The organism is Slackia heliotrinireducens DSM 20476, assembly GCF_000023885.1.
GTDB lineage: Bacteria > Actinomycetota > Coriobacteriia > Coriobacteriales > Eggerthellaceae > Slackia > Slackia heliotrinireducens.
Map to the genome: position 1 here is coordinate 3108325 of NC_013165.1, position 20537 is coordinate 3128861.

The 20537-nt window shown below is 60.2% G+C and carries 15 protein-coding genes, 1 tRNA gene and 1 riboswitch; of the genes, 2 read left to right on the top strand and 14 right to left on the bottom strand.

What is annotated here, in order from left to right; all coding sequences use genetic code 11:
* Positions 1-239 precede the first annotated feature (239 nt).
* The 3 genes from SHEL_RS13815 to SHEL_RS13825 all read right to left on the bottom strand — a co-directional run bounded on the left by SHEL_RS13815 (position 240) and on the right by SHEL_RS13825 (position 2786).
* Positions 240-1538, bottom strand: a complete 1299-nt coding sequence (locus SHEL_RS13815; RefSeq protein WP_197720367.1) for a YjiH family protein — start codon at positions 1536-1538, stop codon at positions 240-242.
* Between the two features lie 194 nt (positions 1539-1732).
* On the bottom strand, positions 1733-2131 hold the full coding sequence (locus tag SHEL_RS13820) for a LemA family protein (RefSeq protein ID WP_012799894.1): 399 nt from the start codon (positions 2129-2131) through the stop codon (positions 1733-1735).
* A 567-nt stretch (positions 2132-2698) separates the two neighbouring features.
* A tRNA-Ser gene (locus SHEL_RS13825) sits at positions 2699-2786 on the bottom strand.
* A gap of 218 nt (positions 2787-3004) precedes the next feature.
* Between SHEL_RS13825 and SHEL_RS13830 the strand changes: the two genes are divergently transcribed.
* A complete protein-coding gene (locus SHEL_RS13830) occupies positions 3005-7447 on the top strand; it encodes an acyl-CoA dehydratase activase (protein WP_012799895.1) in 4443 nt (1480 codons plus the stop codon).
* A gap of 86 nt (positions 7448-7533) precedes the next feature.
* Here the strand turns inward: SHEL_RS13830 and pstB are convergent, their stop codons facing one another.
* The 8 genes from pstB to SHEL_RS13870 form a co-directional block, all read right to left on the bottom strand.
* Positions 7534-8286 carry a phosphate ABC transporter ATP-binding protein PstB gene (gene pstB, locus SHEL_RS13835; protein WP_012799896.1) on the bottom strand — a complete coding sequence of 251 codons (753 nt, stop codon included), beginning with the start codon at positions 8284-8286 and terminating at the stop codon, positions 7534-7536.
* Position 8287: 1 nt separating this feature from the next.
* Positions 8288-9145 carry a phosphate ABC transporter permease PstA gene (gene pstA, locus SHEL_RS13840; RefSeq protein WP_012799897.1) on the bottom strand — a complete coding sequence of 286 codons (858 nt, stop codon included), beginning with the start codon at positions 9143-9145 and terminating at the stop codon, positions 8288-8290.
* Positions 9146-10012: a phosphate ABC transporter permease subunit PstC gene (pstC, locus tag SHEL_RS13845; protein WP_012799898.1), complete on the bottom strand. Its 867-nt coding sequence runs from the start codon at positions 10010-10012 to the stop codon at positions 9146-9148.
* Between the two features lie 74 nt (positions 10013-10086).
* A complete protein-coding gene (locus tag SHEL_RS13850) occupies positions 10087-10944 on the bottom strand; it encodes a phosphate ABC transporter substrate-binding protein (RefSeq protein WP_012799899.1) in 858 nt (285 codons plus the stop codon).
* A gap of 512 nt (positions 10945-11456) precedes the next feature.
* Positions 11457-12149: a 2,3,4,5-tetrahydropyridine-2,6-dicarboxylate N-acetyltransferase gene (dapD, locus tag SHEL_RS13855; protein WP_012799900.1), complete on the bottom strand. Its 693-nt coding sequence runs from the start codon at positions 12147-12149 to the stop codon at positions 11457-11459.
* 67 nt (positions 12150-12216) lie between these two features.
* Positions 12217-12927 (bottom strand): 4-hydroxy-tetrahydrodipicolinate reductase, encoded by a 711-nt coding sequence (dapB, locus tag SHEL_RS13860; protein WP_232001659.1) that lies wholly within the window; start codon positions 12925-12927, stop codon positions 12217-12219.
* Between the two features lies 1 nt (position 12928).
* Entirely contained in the window at positions 12929-13819 is an 891-nt protein-coding gene (gene dapA, locus SHEL_RS13865; protein ID WP_012799902.1) for a 4-hydroxy-tetrahydrodipicolinate synthase, read from the bottom strand.
* Between the two features lie 21 nt (positions 13820-13840).
* Positions 13841-15139, bottom strand: a complete 1299-nt coding sequence (locus tag SHEL_RS13870; RefSeq protein WP_012799903.1) for a diaminopimelate decarboxylase — start codon at positions 15137-15139, stop codon at positions 13841-13843.
* 61 nt (positions 15140-15200) lie between these two features.
* Positions 15201-15366: riboswitch (Lysine riboswitch) on the bottom strand.
* 136 nt (positions 15367-15502) lie between these two features.
* On the opposite strand from SHEL_RS13870, the gene SHEL_RS13875 reads away from it, so the two are divergent.
* The gene (locus SHEL_RS13875; protein WP_012799904.1) at positions 15503-16639 is read left to right on the top strand and encodes a M20 metallopeptidase family protein; all 1137 of its coding nucleotides are present in this window, start codon (positions 15503-15505) and stop codon (positions 16637-16639) included.
* Positions 16640-16849: 210 nt separating this feature from the next.
* On the opposite strand, the gene SHEL_RS13880 is transcribed toward SHEL_RS13875, so the two are convergent.
* The 3 genes from SHEL_RS13880 to SHEL_RS13890 all read right to left on the bottom strand — a co-directional run bounded on the left by SHEL_RS13880 (position 16850) and on the right by SHEL_RS13890 (position 20520).
* Positions 16850-17989, bottom strand: coding sequence for a pyridoxal phosphate-dependent aminotransferase (locus SHEL_RS13880; RefSeq protein WP_012799905.1), 1140 nt, complete (start codon positions 17987-17989; stop codon positions 16850-16852).
* A gap of 65 nt (positions 17990-18054) precedes the next feature.
* The gene (locus SHEL_RS13885; protein ID WP_012799906.1) at positions 18055-19392 is read right to left on the bottom strand and encodes a citrate/2-methylcitrate synthase; all 1338 of its coding nucleotides are present in this window, start codon (positions 19390-19392) and stop codon (positions 18055-18057) included.
* A 213-nt stretch (positions 19393-19605) separates the two neighbouring features.
* Positions 19606-20520, bottom strand: a complete 915-nt coding sequence (locus SHEL_RS13890; protein ID WP_012799907.1) for a 3-phosphoglycerate dehydrogenase — start codon at positions 20518-20520, stop codon at positions 19606-19608.
* Between the last annotated feature and the right edge of the window lie 17 nt (positions 20521-20537).

Below are 20537 nucleotides of genomic sequence, written 5' to 3' on the forward strand. Positions count from 1 at the left end.
CATGAGTTTTTAAAAGACGATTCGGCCATTTTTCCCGCGCGTCGTACTGTTGTCAAGCGAAAACCGCCGCTAAGCATGCTCAGCGATGCAAAAACCGTCAGTTTCTCCAATTTTGACCTGCAAATAACATGTGCCGAATCGCCGCACTATGGCGAAGCGCAAAATGCAACGTCCGGACGCCAAAACGAAAATGGGACACCGGGGACCGTCCCCAGTGTCCCAAAAGGACGCACAACACGTTAGAAGATGAGGTGTGCGATAGGCGCCACGATGAACAGGCTGACCAGGGTACGCTCGAGGAAGATAACGAAAAGCTCAAGCAGGTTCACGGGGATCTTCGAGCCCAGGATCAGGCCGCCGACCTCGGAAAGGTAGATGACCTGCGTGACCGAAACGACCGCGACGATGAAGCGCGACATGGGGCTCTCGATGCAACCGGCTGCGATGACCGACGGGGTGAACATGTCCGTGAAGCCGACGATCATGGTCTTCGACACGTCAACGGCTTCGGGAATCTGCAGCAGGTTCAGCAGCGGCATGAAGGGCAGGCCCAGGTAGTCGAAAATGGGCGTGTTGTTCGCAAGCACCAGAGCGAAGGTGCCGATGCACATGACGACGGGCATGACGCCGAACCACATGCCGCAGGCGTTTTTCAGGCCGCTCTCGAAGAACTGTACGATGCCGCGATGGCCGTCGACGCGCTGGACTGCCAGGTGGATGCCGTAGGCAGCGGAGCTGTCGAATCCTTCGGGCAGGTCCTCAGGCATGGCGTTGCCCTCGACCAGGTAGTCGTCCTTCTTCATGCTCAGGGGTGGGATGCGTGGCAGAATGATGGCGCAGACGATGCCAATCAAGCAGATGCACAGGTAATACAGGCCGAAGTACTGCATGAGGTCGACCTGGGACAGAACCACGATGCTGAAGGTGATGGACACCGCGGAGAACGTGGTGGAGATGACGGACGCTTCGCGGGCCGAGTAATAGCCGCTCTCGTACTGGTTGCACGTGAGCATGACGCCCAGCGTGCCGTCGCCGACCCAAGAGGTGATGCAGTCGACCGCCGCGCGGCCGGGGATATTGAACACAGGGCGCATGAACTTGGTGAGCAGCGCGCCGATGAACTCAAGCAAACCGAAGTCGAGCAGCAGCGGAAGCAGCAGGCCCGCCAGGAAGAAAATGATGACCAACACCGTGAGCAGATCGCTCAGCACGAAGCCGCCGGCGCCGCTTTCGGTAAACATATGGATGATGCCCGTGTCGTCGTCGCCAGCCTGAACACCCAGGAACGTGAGCCAAATCAGGATGGCGCCGATGACGCGGATGACCGCCCAGACCGGCGTGGTGGAGAAGGTCTTGTCGATGATCGGGTAGGTGCGCAAAAACGACGGATGGTTCAGCGACGCTACGCCCAGAATTGCCGAAATCGTCACGATAATGACGCACAGAACCGGAAGGAACCCTTCCATAAGCCCCGCTAGGGCGTCGGCAAGAATCTTTACAACGATGGTAATTTCCCCATTGAACTTAACGGGGATCATGAATAAGAGAACACCTATGATGGAAGGGATGAGAAATCCCGCCAGTTGCCTCTTGCTGTACTTGTCCATGACAATCACTCGCCTTTATTCGGTTGCATTCCTCTGAAACGAAAGTATAGCACTGCCCGCCGCAACGGGCTCCATACGAAACGCGAAGGGCCGCCGGCGCGACCCTTCGGCAGTATGCGTGGTGGTTAGAACTGGATTTGCGGAGCAACGGCAGCGCTTGCGTCAGCGGCGAAGCTCTCGCGCTTGTGGAAGCCCATGAGGCCCGCGAACAGCATGGCCGGGAACGTCTCGATGGACGTGTTGTACTTCATGACCGTGTCGTTGTAGCTCTGGCGCATGTAGCTGATCTTGTCCTCAGTGTTGGAAAGCTCCTGCTGCAAACTAAGGAAGTTCGTGTTGGCCTTGAGGTCGGGGTAGCCCTCGGCAACGTTGGGAATGAGGTCCAAACGGCGCTGCAGCTGGACGTCGATCTGCGCCCAGGCGTTATCGACCATGTTGCGCATCTTGACCAGGTTGTTGTACAGCGCGATAAGTGCAACCACGCAGACAATCAACACCACAAGGATTACGAGAAAAACGCTCATGGATATCTCCTCAGGTCGGCGTCTTCCGACGCTTGCTTGGCATGTATGGCCACGATTATACCGCTACCCGCTTATTCCGTCCCCCTCGCCCCCACCCAACGGCGCGTAGCACCCATCCAGTCGCAACCACCCCGGCGGCACGGCCCGCGCCAAGCAAGGCGGTGAAGGGCGGCGTTTTGCCGCAGGCAAACAGCCGCCCGGCGGGACGGCCCTTCCGGGTAAGGCAGCGAAGGGCGGGGCTCCCTGGGCAAGGCGGTGAAGGGGCACGCTTTGCCGAAGGCAACAGCGCCCCGGCGGGACGGGTTTGGCGCAAGGCAGCGAAGGGCGGGCCATCGTTCGCGAAGCGAACCGCCCGCCCGGCGGGACGGCCTCCCCCGCAACAACCGTGGTTGAGCCGATGAACAGGCCAAAGTCAGCGAAAAGGGCCCAGGCACCCCAGATTGCCGCGCCGAGAGGGCAAGCGCGCCTCTTGGCGGCGAGCCCGAGCGGAAGCGGCAAGATGGGGTGCCTGGGCCCTTTGCAGCGTCGACAGCAAGGGCCGCCCCATGGCGGCCCTTGCGCAAAGTCTGGCGGAGGAAGTAGGATTCGAACCCACGAGAGCTTTCACTCTGCTTGTTTTCAAGACAAGTGCCTTCAACCACTCGGCCATTCCTCCAAAGCGCAAACAGAATACCACACCGCCGATGCTTCGCGGTTGTTCGCCATAAAGTGGGCAATTTCTCCAGCAGCAAACAGCTTTGACCCGTAGCGTATCGCCAAGGCCGCCTCTCGAACTATGGTCATGAAGTGTAAATGAATCGTATCTTTTGTAACAAACGAAACACCTCGCACACTCAACTACTAGAATGGCAAAACCGCACATCAGATGCGGAATTGAAATACTACACAAGAGGTGCAGAACTGTCCAATAACGAAGACATACCGTCCTTTTTGAACCTAGGTATCGACGTCGGCTCAACCACCACCAAGGCGGTTGTGCTCGATCCCAAAACCCATGAGGTGCTGTACCACAGCTACCGCCGACACCAAGCCCGCCAGGCTCAATCCGTGGCAAACGCATTCCGCGACGTAGCCGAGCGCTTTCTCGGCTCCAGGTTCCGAGTTGCCATCAGCGGGTCTGGTGCCAAGGACATCGCCACGGCGCTCAATATCCCCTATGTTCAAGAAGTTGTTGCGAACTCCATCGCCATCCAGGAGCTGCATCCGACGGCTCGCTGCGCCATCGAGCTCGGCGGCCAAGATGCGAAGATGATTTTCTTCACCTACGACTCGAAAACCGACCGGCTGGCCGTCTCGGACATGCGTATGAACGGCTCTTGTGCGGGCGGTACGGGCGCGTTTATTGACGAAATTGCCTCGCTGCTCAAAACGCCTGTCGAGAAATTCAACGACCTGGCTTCGAAGGGTGAATCCGTCTTCAACATTTCCGGACGCTGCGGCGTCTACGCTAAAACCGACATCCAACCCCTGCTCAACCAGGGCGTTCCCAAGGAAGACATCGCGCTTTCCAGTTTTCATGCCATTGCGAAGCAGACCCTCGGCGGCCTGGCCCAGGGCCTCGAAATCCATCCGCCCGTGGTGTTTGAAGGTGGTCCGATGACCTTCAACCCAAGGCTCATCGAAGTGTTCTGCGAGCGTCTGCACCTGAACGACGATCAGATCATCATTCCAGACATGCCGGAAACCATCGTCGCCCGCGGAACAGCGCTTTCGCTGGAAGGCCTGTTCGCAGACGAGGACGCCAGCATCAACCTGCTGTGCTCGGCAGAACTGCTCGAGGCAAGCGGCACCGAGCTGGCCTCCGAGAAAACCGTCGGCAAGCCCTTCTTCTCCTCCGACGAGGAGCTTGATGCGTTCCGCGAACGGCACGCCTTGCCGGACCATCGTGATCCGCTAGAAGGCAAACCCCAGGTCATCAATGCGTACTTGGGTATCGACTCCGGTTCGACCACCACGAAATTCGCCCTCGTCGATGAGGACACGCACCTGATCGACGAGTTTTACGCCAATAACGAGGGCGAGCCGTTGGACATCGCCAAGGCCGCGCTGACCGAGCTGCGCGAAAAGTACCGCGCCGCGGGCACGAAGCTCAACATTTTGGCCTGCGGCACCACTGGCTACGGCGAATTGCTCTTCCATAGGGCTTTTCACGCAGACTACCATGTGGTGGAAACCGTGGCTCATGCCACCGCCGCCCGCAAATACGTTCCCGACGCCTCGTTCATTTTGGACATCGGCGGCCAGGATATGAAGGCCATCTGGATCGACAACGGCGTCGTCACGGATATCGTTGTGAATGAGGCCTGCTCATCGGGATGCGGATCGTTCTTGGAGAACTTCGGCGCTTCGCTGGGCATCCCCACGAAGGAAATCGCCACCGCAGCGTTCCGCTCGCCCTCCCCTGCGGTGCTGGGCAGCCGCTGCACCGTGTTCATGACCAGCAGCATCGTCACCGAGCAGAAGAACGGCAAGACCTCTGACGACATCATGGCAGGCCTGTGCCGTTCCATCATCGAGAACGTGTTCACCAAGGTCATTCGCGTGTCGAACCTTTCGAGCCTGGGCGACAAGGTGGTCGTGCAAGGCGGCACGTTCAACAACGACGCCGTGCTGCGCGCCTTCGAGCAATATATAGGTAAGAACGTGGTTCGCGCGCCCTACCCCGGACTTATGGGCGCCATCGGCGCAGCCATGCTGGCCAAGCAGAACCGCGAAGACAGGATGGCCGAAGGTCAGACCGGCGAATCCACCTTCATCGGGCTGGACAACCTGGATGACTTCTCCTACGAACGCGTCTCGGGCGTTATCTGCCCCTTCTGCGCGAACCGCTGCAACCGTACGCTCATGACCTTCTCCGACGGCGTAACCTGGGTTACCGGCAACCGCTGCACGAAGGGCGAAATCATCGGCGACCCTTCGGACGAAACCACCCGCGACCTGCTGCGGCACACCATAGCCTCGCAGAATGCCGTGCCTGACCTGTTCAAAACCCGCCAACGGTTGCTGTTCCAGGATTACCCCTGCGAGCCCCTGTCCGAAGACCGCGGCATCACGGTCGGACTGCCCCGCGTGCTGGCCATCTGGGATACCATGCCGTTCTGGTCCACGTTCTTGCGCGCGCTGGGCTTCACCGTGAAAACCTCGCGCCTGTCCACCCGCGCCATGTACGAAAACGGCCTGTCCGCCGTAGCATCCGACACGGTCTGCTTCCCTGCGAAGCTGGTCCATGGGCACCTGCGCGAACTCGTCGGCATGGGCGTCGACCGCATCTTCATGCCGGTCATCACCGCCGTCGAGCCCGAGAACCAGCACGACACCAGCGAATCCATGTGTGCTGTTGTGAAGGGATATCCCCTGGTCATCCGTAATTCGGATAATCCTGAGGAGCAGTTCGGCGTGCCCTTCGACAGTCCGCTGTGGCACTGGCACACGAACAACGACCGCGACCGCCAGCTCAGCCAATACATGCTGGACGCGTTCGGCGTGCCGAAGGAGCTGACCCTGCAGGCCATCGCGCAGGCGGACATCGCCCAGGCCACATTCCGCAGTCTGATGGACGAGGCGGGGCGCGAAGCCATCGATTACGCCCACAATCACGATACCTTCGCCGTGGTGCTGGCGTCACGTCCTTACCACAACGATCCTTTGGTCAACCACGACCTGCCGTCGATGTTCACCGAGATGGGCCTGCCCGTGCTCACACCCGACGCCGTGCCAGGCGTGCGCGAGGTGGATTTGTCCAACAGCCGCATCGACGTGGTCAACAACTACCACGCTCGCATGTTGGGTTCTGCTGTAATCGCAGCTCAGCGGGAAGATTTGGAATACGTGCAGCTGGTCAGCTTCGGCTGCGGCCACGACGCGTACCTATCCGATGAGATCATCCGCCTGATGAAGGAGGTCTCAGGCAAGACGCCGTTGGTCGTGAAGGTGGACGAGTCTGACATCCAGGGCCCGCTGCGCATCCGCGCACGGTCGTTCATCGAGACCATCAACATGAAACGCCGGCTGATGCGCTCCGGAGGAGTGCGTGCGGACGTGCATGAGCTGCAGGATTCCTATCCCGTGAAGTTCACGAAAACAGACGCGCGCGAACGCGTCATTCTGGTGCCCAACACCTCGCATGCCTTCTCCCGCCTGATGGCCGCCGTGTTCAGCAAGCAGGGCGTGAAGGCGCTGCCGCTGGACATCGGTCGTGAACGCGCAATTGAACTGGGTAAACGATACGTTCATAACGACATTTGCTTCCCGGCGCAGATCGTCATCGGCGAGGCGCTGGCTGCTTTGGAATCCGGCGAATACGACCAATACGACGTGGCCATCGGAACCGGCAAGTACATCGGCGACTGCCGTCTGACCCATTACGCGGCGCTGCTGCGCAAGGCTCTCGACGACGCCGGATACGAAGACATCCCCATCGTCACCAACGACGACGTGGACTTCCACAACATCCACCCCGGGTTCAAGATGAGCCTGCCCAGCGCCATCCGCATCGCCATGACGCTGCCCATGATCGATATTCTGGAAGAGCTTGTGCGCAAGATGCGCCCTTACGAACTGGTTCCCGGTGCGGCAAATGCCGCGTTTGACCAGGCCATGGACGTGTTGATGGAGGGACTCGAGAAGCATGGCGTGACCGGCGCGACCGCCGGGTTCAAGCGCGCCATAGCCATCATGAAGGACGTTCCCTACGACCGCTCCGCCCTGAGGCCCAGCGTGCTCATCGTGGGCGAGTATCTGCTGAACTTCCACCCCGGCGCGAACCACGACATCGAGGATTACCTGGAACGCAACGGCTTGGAAGTTATCGAGGCGCGCATGACCGACGTCATCCGCAAGACGTATTTCTATCAGGATGCCCAGGTCAAAGAGTATAAGATCGAAACCTCCCTGCAGAACAAGGCGTGGCTGAGCATTGCGAACGGCCTGTTCGAGCGGGCCCACGACAACGCCGACCGCATCGCTAAGGCCCATCCGCTCTACGAGCCGACCGCTCGCATGGGCGATTTGGTGGTGGACAGCGACCCCATCATCCACCACACCTTCGACGCGGGAGAAGGCGTTCTTATCCCTGGTGAGATTCTGCATCACGCCAAGCACGGCTGCCGGGCGTTCCTCATCCTGCAGCCCTTCGGCTGTCTGCCGAACCACATCGTCGGCCGCGGTATCTCGAAGAAGCTGAAGCAGATGTACCCCGATGCGCAGATCCTGCCGCTGGACTACGACCCTGACGTGAGCTTCGCCAACGTGGAGAACCGCCTGCAGATGCTCATCATGAACGCCCGAGAGCATGACCGCGAGCGCAACCAGGCATAACACCCCAGAAAGACAACGCCCCCTGCCGCATTGCTGCTTCAAGGGGCGTTCTGTTTGAAGGCCGTGTCAGGCTCGGGCTTTGTCGCCTAGCCGAACAGGCCGTTGACGTAGTCTGCTGTCTGAGGCTGTTGCGGGTTGTTGAACAGCTCGTCGGTGGGGGCGAACTCGATCAGGTCGCCCAGCAGGAAGAACGCGGCGTAGTCGGACACGCGCACCGCCTGCTGCATGTTGTGGGTGACCATGATCACGGTGTAGTCCTTCTTGAGTTCGCCGACCAGCTCTTCGATCTGGCCCGTGGAAATGGGGTCCAAAGCGCTGGTGGACTCGTCGAGGAGCAGCACCTTCGGCTTTACCGCCAGGGCGCGCGCGATGCACAGGCGCTGCTGCTGGCCGCCGGACAGGCCCAAGGCGCTCTTCTCGAGGCGGTCTTTCGTCTCGTCCCAAAGGGCGGCGCCGCGCAGCGACTCTTCGACGATCTGGTCCAGCTCCTTCTTGCTCCGGATTCCATGGATCTTCGGTCCGTACGCGACGTTCTCGTAGATGCTCATGGGGAACGGATTCGCTTTCTGGAACACCATGCCGACTTCTTTTCGGATTTCGTTGACGTCGGCCTTGGGGTCGTAGATGTCCTGGCCTTCGAAGAGCACCTGGCCCTCGATCTTTACGGTCTTGACCAGGTCTTGCATGCGGTTCAACGTCTTGAGGAAGGTGGATTTGCCGCATCCGCTGGGGCCGATCAGCGCGGTGACCTTGTTTTTGGGGATGTTGATATTGATGTCATGGAGCGCATGGTGGCTGCCATACCAGAGGTTGAGTCCGGTTACTTCGAATGCGTTCACGCTATTTCTCCTTGTTGTTGAGCTTGGAAGCAGATACGTTGGCGGCTAGGTTGAGCAGCAGGGTCAGGATCAGTAGGATGGTCGCGATGGAGAATGCGACGTTCAACTCTCCTCGTTCCGTCGCGTAGACGTACAGGGCGACGGTCAGCGTGGCGCTCGACGACTGCAGCGCCGTCATGAAGCTGTTGAGGATCAGGCCGAAACCTGCCGTGTACAGCAGCGCGGCGGACTCGCCGACGATGCGGCCGACTGCCAGGATGCACCCGGTAACGATGCCGTCGATGGAGCTGGGCAGCACCACAGTACGGATCATGTGCCACTTGCCGCTCCCCAATGCCAGCGCACCTTCGCGGTAGGAGTCGGGAACGGTTTTCAGGCTTTCCAGCGTGTTGCTGATGATGGTGGGCAGAACCATGACCACCAGCGTGAGGCCGCCGACCAGGATGCCTGCTTTCAGGCCCATCAGTTGGATGAACGCCAGCATGCCTACCAGGCCGAAGATGACCGAGGGGATGCCGGTGAGGGTTTCTACGGCGAATCCGATCAGTCTGACAAGACGGTAGTTCTTGGCGTACTCGTTCAGATACACCGCGGCGCACACGCCCAAGGGGATTACGATGACCATGGCGACCAGTACGATGTACAGGGTGTTCAGGATGTTCGGCAGGATGCCGATGGTGTCGTGGACATAGCTGCTCTCCGTCGTCAGGAGCTCCGACGTGATGCCGGGGAAGCCCCGATAGAAGATGTAGGCGATGATGAACAGAAGCACCAGGCACACAAGGATGCCGCCCGCATAGACGAGGCCTTTCAGCATCGCGTTTTTGGCCTTGCGGGCGTTGAAGGTATTCGCCTGCATTTACTTCTCCTCCTTTCGGACGATGACGTTGAGCAGAATGTTGATGAACACGATCAGGACGAACAGGACCAGGCCGATGGAGAACAGCGCGTCGCGATGGAGGCTGCCGTATGAGGCGTAGGACATTTCGCTCACGATGGCGGTGGTCAAGAATCGCACCGACCCGAACAGGTGCGGCATGTTGGCTACATTGCCCGCGACCATGATGATGGCCATTGCCTCGCCTAACGCACGGCCGATTCCCTGGACGACGGCGGCGGCGATGCCGCTGCGGGCGGTGTGGAGGGACACCTTGAAATAGGTCTCCGTTTCGGTCGCGCCCAGCGCCAAGGAACCTTCTTCGTACTCCGGAGGCACCGCATCAAGGGCAGTGGCGGAGACGTTGATGATGTACGGGAGAATCATGATCGCCAGAACCACGATGGCTGCCAGCAGCGTGGCGCCGGAACTGAGGCTGAAGATCTTCTGGATGGCCGGGACGAGCACGATCATGCCCACAAGACCGTAGACGACCGAAGGGATGCCCGCCAGCAGCTCCACGGCGGAGCGCATGACGCGGCTTGCCTTGGGTCCGGCGAATTTCGAGAGGAACAGCGCCGCCAGCAGTCCCAGGGGAATGCCGATGGTGATGGCCCCGACGGTGCCGTACAGGCTGGTAAGGATGAACGGCAAAATGCCGAACTGACCTTGGGAAGGACTCCACAGCTGCCCGAGCAGGAAATCGACGGGACCGATTTCTGCAATGGCTGGCAGGCCGGAGATGATCAGGTACGCGGTGATTCCGAACACGAAGACCACCGAGAGAAGACCGCACATGAGGAAGACGCCGTGGAATATCGCTTCGATTGGTTTGTTCAATTGCTTCAAAGTAAAGCTCCTAACAGCAGAATAGCCGAGCACCGCTTGCAGGGACGCTCGGCTATCCGAGGTGTTGACGAGGATTAGGAGGCCGGGATGGCGTCCGCCGAGCGCACGAGGTCAGCTGCTTCGGGGCTGGTCGCGAATTCGATGAAGGCTTCGGCTGCGGGCGAAGGCGTGGCGCCTTCCATCAGGACGAAGTTGAAGGGACGCTGGATCTTGTACGAACCGTCGGCGACCGTCTCTTCGGTGCAGGCGACGCCGTCCACGGTGACGGCCTTGATGCCCTGTTGGCCCTCGACAGAGGAGAGGGACGCATAGCCGATGGCGTTCTCGGAGCTGCTGACAGCCGTGATGACCGCGCCGGTGGACGTCAGCTCCTGCTCAAGCTTGCAGGTGTCTTCGGTGCCGGTGATGGACTCGAAGCCGTCGCGGGTACCCGATCCGCTCTCGCGGCCGATGCAGGAGATTGCCAGGTCAGCGCCGCCGACTTCTTTCCAATTGGTGATTTCGCCATTGAAGATGGCGGCGATCTGCTCGAGGGACAAGTCGTCGACGCCACAGCCCTCGTTCACGATGACCACGATGCCATCCAGGGCGACGGTGACGGTTTCAAGGCCGGTCTCCTCATCCTTAAGATCGCGGGAGGCCAGGCCGATGTCGGCCGAGCCGTTCTTGGCGCACTCGATGCCCGTGCCGGAACCGGTGGCATCGTAGGTGATGGTTACGCCAGGGTTGTCGGCCATGAATTGCTCGGCCAGCGTGCCGATGACCTTCTCCATAGAGGTCGATCCGTTGGTGGCGATGGTTCCCGAGAGCTCGCCCGACGCCCCATCCGCACCCCCTTCGGCACCGGAGCCGCCGCACGCTACCATCGAGCAAGCCAGAGCTGCAACTGCGGCCATGCATCCAGCCGCCCTTACAATGTTCTTGAATTTCATTCTTTCCCTTTCGATTCAGACTGCCTCGCAGTCGTTGATGCAGGCCGTTCAGGCCCGCATGCCATTAAATGGCCCCAATGAAAAGGAGTTGACAGGCGGCAGCAAAAGAACGGCAGGGTCTTTGCAAAGCGAGTGTCAACAACGAATGGCGGAATCGAGGGAAACGAACCCGACGGATGCCGCCGCCAACATGTGTGCGGGCATCGGTTTTGCAGGTTCTTGATTCGGGGTTTGCACAAGCTTGACCGTACAGACGCAGGTTCTCCAACCTGCTACAACGTTGCACCAGGTCAAGGCTGGTAGTAGACGATTGGGAGATGCATAGAGAAATCGAGTTGGCGTTATTTAAAGAACGTGTCAAAAGGACATGCGGCCCTCGTCAATTGTCTGCAGAGGACCGCTTCCGTGTTAGATGTTTGATGCAAGACGCACCCCGTCAACGAGTTGACCCGTCGCAGGGCGCAAAAAACCGCAGCACGGGGCTGCGGCTTTCGGTGGTTTCGCAAGGTGAATTAGAGGGAGCGCAGGGCGTCGACCAGAGCGGTCTTCGACGAGGTCTGCTCGTCCTTCATCTTGATGACCTTAGCGGGGATGCCTGCGACCACGGCGTTTTCGGGAACATCCTTGGTCACCACGGCACCGGCGGCCACAACGGCGCCCTTGCCGATGCGGCAGCCCTCGAGCACCACGGCGTTCGCGCCGATGAGCACGTCGTCTTCGACGATGACCGGGGTTGCGCTGGCCGGCTCCACCACGCCGGCGAGCACGGTGCCCGCGCCGATGTGGCAGTTGTCGCCCACCATGGCGCGGCCGCCCAGCACGGCGCCCATGTCGATCATGGTGCCTGCGCCGATCACGGCTCCGATGTTGATGACGGCGCCCATCATGATGACGGCGGCGTCGCCGATCTCCACCTGGTCGCGGATGATGGCGCCCGGCTCGATGCGCGCGTTGATGTTCTTCTTATCCAGCAGCGGCACTGCGGAGTTGCGGCAGTCGTTCTCGATCACGATGTCTTCGATGTTGTCGGCGTTGGCCTCCAGAATGGGAGCCAGCTCCTTCCAGTCGGCGAACACGACCTTGTCGCCTGCGCCAAACACCTGAGCGGTGCCGTAGTCGATGGGGGCCTTCTCCTTGATGTACGCCTTGACCGGCGTCTTCTTCTCGGCGTTCGCGATAAAATCGATAATGTACTGTGCGTCCATGCTGTCCTTTCGGTGGCGTTTCGTGAAAATGGGACAAAGGGGACTGTCCCCTTTGTCCCAACTTGGGTTAGGCGAACATCAGCTCGTCGAAAGTGTAGAACTTCTTCTCGGCGTTGACCAGCTTTTTCGCACCGGCCACGGCACCTGCCGCAAAAACGGTACGACTCTGGGCGCGATGGGTCAGTTCAACCTCTTCGTTGTTGCCGAAGAAATGCACCGTGTGCGTGCCTGCAACCGTGCCGCCGCGCAGGGCATGCATGCCGATTTCGCGCTTCGGGCGCTTTCCTACCATGCCGTCGCGACCGCTCACCACGTCGCACTCGCCTTCGGGGTCCACGGACTTGAGCAGAAGTTTCGCCGTACCGGAGGGCGCGTCGGCCTTCTGGTTGTGATGTGTCTCGGTGATTTCGATATCGAAGCCTTCCAAGGCTTTGGCTGCGTCGGCGGCCAGGTGCTTCAGCACCGCCACGCCAAGCGAGTAGTTGGCACTGTGGATCGTCGGCGCCACTTCGCCCAACGCGCGAAGCACGTCCATATCAGCTTCGTCGTAGCCCGTCGTGCCCGACAGCAGCGCGGCACCCGTACGCCGCACATACTCGTCCACCAACGGCAGCATGTCCTTGTGGGAGAAGTCGATAACCACGTCGGCTTCAGGTTCCCAAACTGCGGAATCGTCCTTGTTCTCGATGCCGATCATGCTTACGACCTGCATGTTCTCTTCAGCCTCGATCAGTCCGGCAATCACCGTTCCCATGCGGCCGTTTCCGACCATCAACACGTTAATCAAGAAGACCGACCTCCTTCATGGCCTGCTGCACGCGGACGGCGCTGGCTTCGGCCATCGGCCACAGCGGCTGGCGGTACACACCCTTGATCAGGCCCATCATCTCCATGGCGCCCTTAACCGGAATCGGATTGGTCTCGCAGAACAACGCGTGGATCAGATCCAGGTTGTCCAGCTGAATCTTCAGAGCCTCGTCGTGGCGGCCTTCCAGATACGCAGTGGTCATGTTGTGCACGGCGGCCGGATCCACGTTCGCCCACACAGAGATGACGCCGCGGGCGCCCAGGGACATCAGCGGAATGACCATGTCGTCGTTGCCGGAGAACATGAAGAAGTCGTCGCTCAGGTAGCGGGCGATGTTGGTGGCATACGCGATGGAGCCCGAAGCCTCCTTGATACCCAGGGCGTTGGGGTGCTGGGCCAGGCGCTTCACGTTGTTCTCGGAGATGCTGCAACCGGTGCGGCTAGGCACGTTGTACAGGATGCAGGGGATTTCCACCGCATCAAGAACGGTCTTGAAGTGCTGGTAGATGCCCTCTTCGTTGGACTTGTTGTAATACGGGGTGATGACCAGCAGACCGTCGGCGCCTAGCTTCTGGTAGCTGAGGCTCTTCATGCGCATGGTCTCGGTATCGTTGGAGCCGGAACCCGCGATAACGGGCACGCGGCCAGCCACGCGCTTGACGGTGAAGTCGCACACCGCGTCGTCTTCCTCATGGGACATGGTGGAGGACTCGCCGGTGGTGCCCAGCACCAGGATGGAGTCGGTGCCCTTTTCCAGATGGAAGTCGATAAGCCCGGCCAGGGCGTCGAAGTCGACGGATCCGTCCTCGTTGAACGGGGTGACGAGGGCGACGATGGAGCCTTGCAGGTTCTTGATATCCATGGTGGATTCCTTTCGTTTCAGTTACGCCTGCGGGGTTTCCCGCTGCGCGATGGTCTGGAGTTTCGTGCCGATTTCGAAGCAGTCGAGGGTGGCGAAGTAATCGGAGGGTCGCTCGGCGCGGCGGATGAGCTTCGGCGTGCCATCCGTCTGCAGAAGCACCTCCGCGGACTTCAAGCGGCCGTTGTAGTTGTAGCCCATGGCGTGTCCATGGGCACCGGCATCGTGGATGACCAGCAGGTCGCCCATCTCGATCTCCGGCAGCGAACGGTCAACGGCGAACTTGTCGTTGTTTTCGCACAGGTTACCGACCACGTCGTACACGTGATCGCACGGCGCATCCTCCTTTCCTGCGACGGTGATGTGATGGTACGCGCCGTACATGGCCGGGCGGATGAGGTTCACCGCGTTGGCGTCGACGCCGATGTATTCCTTATAGGTATGCTTCTCGTGGATGGCACGTGTGACCAGGCATCCGTAAGGCGCCAGCATGAAACGGCCCATCTCGGTGTAAATGGCGACGTCGCCCATGCCCGCCGGTACCAGAACCTCGTCGTACACGCGGCGGACGCCTTCGCCAATGGCCCGAATGTCGTTGGGCTCCTGGTCGGGGCTGTAGGCCACGCCCACGCCGCCGGACAGGTTGATGAACGCGATGTGCACGTCGGTTTCGCGGGCTATGTCCACGGCGAGCTGGAACAGCACGCCCGCCAGCTGGGGGTAGTACTCGTTGGTCACGGTGTTGCTGGCCAGAAACGCGTGGATGCCGAAGTGCTTGGCACCCTTGGCCTTGCACATGCGGAAGGCTTCGCGCAACTGGTCGGCGGTCATGCCGTACTTGGCATCGCCGGGGGCGTCCATAATGCCGTTTGCCATTTCGAACAGGCCGCCCGGGTTGAAACGGCAGCATACGGTTTCGGGAATGTGGCCGGTGAGCTGCTCGTAGAATTCGATATGGGTGATGTCGTCGAAGTTCACCAGGGCGCCCAGCTTGTCGGCCAACACGAAATCTTCGGCCGGCGTGTCGTTGGACGAGAACATGATGTCGTGGCCGGTAATGCCCACCGCCTCGGAAATCATGAGCTCCGTAAACGACGAGCAATCGCAGCCGCAGCCGTATTCCTTCAGGATGTTGATGATGAACGGGTTCGGGTTGGCCTTGACGGCGAAATACTCCTTGAAGCCCGGGTTCCATGCGAAGGCATCGCGGACAGCTTCCATATTCTTGCGGATGCCCGCTTCGTCGTACAGGTGGAAAGGCGTGGGGAACTGCTCGGCAATAGCTTCGAGCTGGTCCTTCGTTACAAACGGCTTCTTTTCCATTTTCGCTCCAAATACACGTATCGCCAGCAGGACGCATGCCTGCTGGCGACAAAAATCGACTCAGCAAGATAGCGCACCTGCAATTTTGCAGACAGTCTGACGGGTGTTCCCCGACAGCCCACCGTTGCGCCATGCCTGTCGCAACGATTCGGCGGAATTGCCTCGCTTCGGGATAATCGCCTGCCGGCTGGCCCGAAACCCTTCGCATCCGCGCCTCTATCGTGTTGGCATAGTAACGCTTGTCACCCTGCATTTACAAGCACTTTCACGCGTTTGCATGAAATGAGACCATGGGCGGCAGCTTTTCGGGTTCGAACTTGTATAATCCTGACAATCGTCTGACCTGAAACGACAAGGAACCGTATGTCGACCGTACTTCTTTCTGATGCAGAACGTGCCGAGCTTCAGCCCATGCTGACCCGGTGGCGCCGCGACCTGCATCGTATTCCCGAATTGGATTTCGATTTGCCCAAGACCATGGCCTACATCCAAGCGGCTTTGGAGCCGTTGCCCTGCGAAGTGCTTTCGCCCTGCGAAAGCACCTTGTGCGCATGGTTCGACCGCGGATCCGAGCACGCCACGGCCATCCGCACCGACATGGACGCCCTGCCGGTGACCGAGGTCACGGGTGTGGAGTTCACTTCCACCCACCCTGGGCAGATGCATGCCTGCGGCCACGACGGCCACATGTCCATGGCGCTTGGCCTCGCCCATCATGTGGCGCGGCACCTGGATGAGCTGGACCGCAGCGTGCTTATCGTGTTCCAGCCCGCCGAGGAAACCACCGGAGGTGCCAAGGTGGTGTGCGAAAGCGGCGTGTTCGAACGCTACAACGTCGACCGCATTTTCGGGTTCCATCTGTGGCCCGACCTGCCGAAAGACAGTATCGCCAGCCGGCCGGGTCCGCTGCTTGCAGCCGCCAACGAGACCACCGTCACCTTCACTGGCAAAAGCAGCCACATCGCCAAGGCCGATCAAGGCCGCGACGCACTGCAGGCCTGCAGCCACTTTTTGATCGACGTGTACCAATATATAGAGGAACGCCAAAAAGAGGAGCCCTGCCTGCTCAAGTTCGGCTGCATGACCGCAGGGTCCGTTCGCAACGCCATCGCCGCGAACGCCCGCATCGCCGGCAGTCTGCGCACCTTCTCGCTGGACATGCGCGAACGCGCCCGCCGCGAGATCGCCGAGATTGCCGACGCTGCCGCCGCCCGGTTCGGATGCACAGCCGAAACCGTGTATTCGGAAGGCTACCCGCCCGTCATAAACAACGCCGACGTGTTTGACCTGGCCGCAGCCGCCCTGCCCGAGCTTGACACGGTTCCCGAACCGCTGCTGATCGCCGAGGACTTCGCCTGGTATCAGCAGTATCTACCTGGGGTTTTCATCCTGCTGGGCACCGGCACCGGCATCCCGCTGCACGCCGACACGTTCAACTTCGACGAAGATATCCTGATGCGCGGCGTGGAAACCTACGCCAAGCTGGTTCGCATTCCATAAGGAGACATGGGGCCGAACCGCATACGTCAGATGCGGCAGAAGTCCTGGTCAATCTGCTAACCACGCGTCCCCCCGCGCCAAATTCCGATGCGGCGCAGGGGGGCATCGCGGGGTCGATCCATTGAGAAACCAGGCTATATGGCAGCAACAGAGAAGGGCGCCCACCGAGGACACCCTTCGAGCAAAGCTGTTTTCAGCAAGATACAGCCGTTAGCGCAAGCCGTCCACAAAGGTTGCCATGCGGGAGAGCCCCTCTTCAAGCACGTCGTAGCTGCTGGCGAACGACGGGCGTACGTGCCCTTCGCCGTTGAAGAACACGCCCGGCGTGAGGGCCACGCCGCCTTCGAAAATCAAGCGGCGGCAGAACTCCTCGGAGGTCATGCCGAACTGCTCGATCGAGGGGAACGCATAGAAAGCGCCTTCGGGTTCCACCAGGTCAAGACCCATTTCGCGCAAGCGCGAAACCACCAGGTCGCGACGCTGCCGATACATCTTGCGCATGGGTGCGATGTCCGTGGCCAGCGCCTCGACGCCGGCATGCTGCAGGAAGGACGGAATGCACGAAACCATGTACTGGTGGATCTTCGACGCCTGAGCGATAAAGCTTGCATCGGCGGCAATCCAGCCCATGCGCCAGCCGGTCATAGCGTACGGCTTGCTGAAGCTATCCACGCGGATGGTCTGTTCCCGCAGGTCAGGATAGCTTTCTGCAAAGCTCTTGTAACCGTCGGCGTACACCAGCTGGTTGTACACATCGTCGCAAATCACGTAGATGCCGCGCTCGCGGGCCACTTTCGCCACAGCCGCCAGGCTATCCTTGTTGAGGATGACGCCGGTCGGGTTGTTGGGCGACGTGAGCACAATGGCTTTGGTGCGGTCGGTCACCGCAGCCTCCAGCGCCTCGGGCGTGATCTGGTAGTTCGTCGGCGTGGTGTCGAATACCACCGGCGTGCCGTGGTTAACGATGGTCATGGATTCGTACAGGATGAAGCCGGGGCCGGGGATGACCACCTCGTCGCCGGGGCTCAGCACCGTCGTTGCCGCTGCGTACAGCGCCTCGGTGGCGCCGGCGGTCACGATGATCTCGTCAGGCGAATACGCCAGGCCCTGGCGAGCCATGAACTCCGAGATGGCTTCTTTCAAAAACGCGTGCCCGTTGTTGGGCGGATAGTGCGTCATGTTTGCCGCCAAGTCCAGTGCGACCTGGTCTTTTATGGCGTCGGGGGTGTTTTCGCCCGGCTCGCCCATAGTAAGCGAAATGCATCCGGGAACTTCTTTCGCCAAAGCTGCGAACTTGCGGATTCCCGACAGTTGCAGACGATCAAGTGCAGAATTCAGAGGCAGCGACATGGAGGTTCCCTTCCTAAAAACGAAAATGGGACAAAGGGGATTTCCCCCTTTGTCCCAAACGGCGATTAGCGGTCGGACATCGGCACGTAGTCGCGGGAGGCACCGGTCTTCTTGTAGGCAGGACGCATGATGCGACGTCCGGAGACGATTTCCTCAAAACGGTGTGCAGCCCAGCCGGCGATGCGGGCGCTGGCGAAAATCGGCGTCAGCATGGGCTCGGGAATACCGAGCGTGGCATACACGGTTCCACTGTACAGGTCAACGTTGGCGCAGATGGCCTTCTTGCGGCCGCGCTCCGCCATCAGCTGCGGCGTAAGCGCCTCGATAATCTCCAACAGGCGGAAGTCGTCTTCGTACGCCGTGTTCTTGACCAGGTCTTTCGCGTATTTGTGGCAGATGACCGCGCGAGGGTCCGAAAGCGTGTACACCGCATGGCCCATGCCGTACACCAGTCCGGTGCGGTCGTAGCCGTCCTTGTCCATAATCTTGTTCAGGTAGTCGGCCACCTGGCCTTCGTCGGTGATGTTCGCCACATGGTCCTTGATGTCGGCGACCATGCCCAGCACGCGGTTGTTGGCACCGCCGTGGCGCGCGCCCTTGAGCGAGCCGATGGCTCCGGCGTATGCGGAGTACGGATCGGTATCGGCGCTGGTCAGCGTGCGACAGGTGAAGGTGGAGTTGTTGCCGCCACCGTGCTCGGCGTGAATCATGAGCATGATGTCCAGCACGCGCGCCTCAAGCTCGGTGTATTTGCGGTCAGGACGCATCATGGACAGGATGGTCTGGGCGGTCTTTTCGCCCTCGGTAAAGTGATGGATGATCATCGAGTCGCCGTAGAACTTGTCGCGCATGGCGTGATAGCCCAGCACCATGATGCGAGGCAGGCGGCTCATCAGCATGATTGCCGTTTCGACCTCATGCTTGGGGGAACGGTCCTCGGCCTGTTCGTCGAAAGCATACAGCGTCAGGACCGCTCGGGACATGGCGTTCATCAGGTCGCGGGTCGGGGGGCGCATGACGTAGTTAGCCGTGAACCCGTCGGGCAGGTCGCGGTAGTCGTCGATGGCGCGCTGGAACTGGGCGAGTTCATCGGTTGTAGGCAGGTTGCCGGAAAGCAGCAGGTACGCCACTTCCTCAAAACCGTAGCGATCCTCCTCAACCGCGGCCGAGACCAGGTCGTTGATGTCATACCCGCGATAGGACAGGCGGCCCCTGTCGGGGACCTTGTCCTCGTCGGACATGAGGTAGCCGTGCACGTTGGAGATGTTCGTAACGCCGACCACAACGCCCGTGCCGTCCGCATTGCGCAGGCCGCGCTTGATGTCATACCTGGAGTAATACGAAGGGTCAACCTTGTTGATGTCGTTGAAGTTCTGATACAGCGGCAACGCGGTGATATCCATGGAAAACCAGCCTTTCATTCCTCAAACCGAATGATTGTGCAATTTTACCCCAGGTCAGCCCGATTTTCGCAAGCGGAGCGGAATCGTCATGAACTCGGAACAGCTTTATGGACAGAAAACGCGGCGCGTGTAAAAGCGCCGCGTCTTCAAACGTATTCGAGCCGCACGTCAGCGGCGCCGGCCAAAAGTCACGAATCGGCCGGCTTGAAGTGGTTAATTCACCTTGTGGAAGGTGTTGCCCTCTTCGAGGTACGCCATGACGGAGTTGACTGCCATGGTTGCGCAGTTGTCCTCGGCCTCGGCGGTGGAAGCGCCCAGGTGCGGAATGACCAAAGCGGCAGGAATCTTCACCACGGCGGGGTTGGCGAAGTCGGTCACGTAGCGGGCAACCTTGCCGGCCTCGCAGGCAGCGGCCAAGTCAGCATCGTTGACCAGGGTATCACGGGCGAAGTTCAGGAACACGACGCCGTCCTTCATCTGGGCGAAGGCCTCGGCGTTGATCATACCCTTGGTGGTGGCCATGGCGGGAACATGAATGGTGATGTAGTCGCAGACCGGATACAGGTCGGCCAGATCGGTGACGAAGGTCATGTTCTCGGAGATGGCAGCGGCCTTTTCGGCATCCAGGAACGGGTCGTAGCCGACGACCTTCATGCCCAGAGCCTCGGCGGCACCCACGACCAGGCGGCCGATGGCGCCCAGGCCGATGACACCCAGGGTCTTGCCCATGATCTCGCCGCCGGCGAACTGCTTTTTGGCCTTTTCGGCAGCCTTGCCCACGTTGGGGTCGTCGGCGTTGGCCTTGACCCATTCGATACCGCCGACGATGTCGCGGGCGGCCATGAACATGCCGGCCAACACGAGTTCCTTAACGGCGTTGGCATTGGCTCCTGGGGTGTTGAAGACGGCGATGCCGGCCTCGGCGAACTTGTCCAGCGGGATGTTGTTGACGCCGGCGCCAGCACGGGCGACGACCTTCAGGTTCGCGGGAATTTCCATCTCATGCATGTCGGCGGAGCGGACCAGAATGGCATCGGCTTCGTTGATGTCGTCAGTGAGCTCGTAGCCTTCCTTCAAGTTGGCAAGGCCGACAGGCGAAATGTTGTTGAGGCAATGTACCTTGTACATGATGGTGTCCTTTCAAA

What these genes read in the sequence shown, in the direction of transcription:
- SHEL_RS13870 (WP_012799903.1), bottom strand. Translation starts at nt 15,139, where the DNA reads ATGGAAAAGAAGCCGTTTGTAACGAAGGACCAGCTCGAAGCTATTGCC.
- pstA (WP_012799897.1), bottom strand. Translation starts at nt 9,145, where the DNA reads ATGCAGGCGAATACCTTCAACGCCCGCAAGGCCAAAAACGCGATGCTG.
- SHEL_RS13875 (WP_012799904.1), top strand. Translation starts at nt 15,503, where the DNA reads ATGTCGACCGTACTTCTTTCTGATGCAGAACGTGCCGAGCTTCAGCCC.
- SHEL_RS13890 (WP_012799907.1), bottom strand. Translation starts at nt 20,520, where the DNA reads ATGTACAAGGTACATTGCCTCAACAACATTTCGCCTGTCGGCCTTGCC.
- SHEL_RS13885 (WP_012799906.1), bottom strand. Translation starts at nt 19,392, where the DNA reads ATGGATATCACCGCGTTGCCGCTGTATCAGAACTTCAACGACATCAAC.
- dapD (WP_012799900.1), bottom strand. Translation starts at nt 12,149, where the DNA reads ATGGACGCACAGTACATTATCGATTTTATCGCGAACGCCGAGAAGAAG.
- SHEL_RS13880 (WP_012799905.1), bottom strand. Translation starts at nt 17,989, where the DNA reads ATGTCGCTGCCTCTGAATTCTGCACTTGATCGTCTGCAACTGTCGGGA.
- dapA (WP_012799902.1), bottom strand. Translation starts at nt 13,819, where the DNA reads ATGGATATCAAGAACCTGCAAGGCTCCATCGTCGCCCTCGTCACCCCG.
- SHEL_RS13820 (WP_012799894.1), bottom strand. Translation starts at nt 2,131, where the DNA reads ATGAGCGTTTTTCTCGTAATCCTTGTGGTGTTGATTGTCTGCGTGGTT.
- SHEL_RS13850 (WP_012799899.1), bottom strand. Translation starts at nt 10,944, where the DNA reads ATGAAATTCAAGAACATTGTAAGGGCGGCTGGATGCATGGCCGCAGTT.
- SHEL_RS13815 (WP_197720367.1), bottom strand. Translation starts at nt 1,538, where the DNA reads ATGATCCCCGTTAAGTTCAATGGGGAAATTACCATCGTTGTAAAGATT.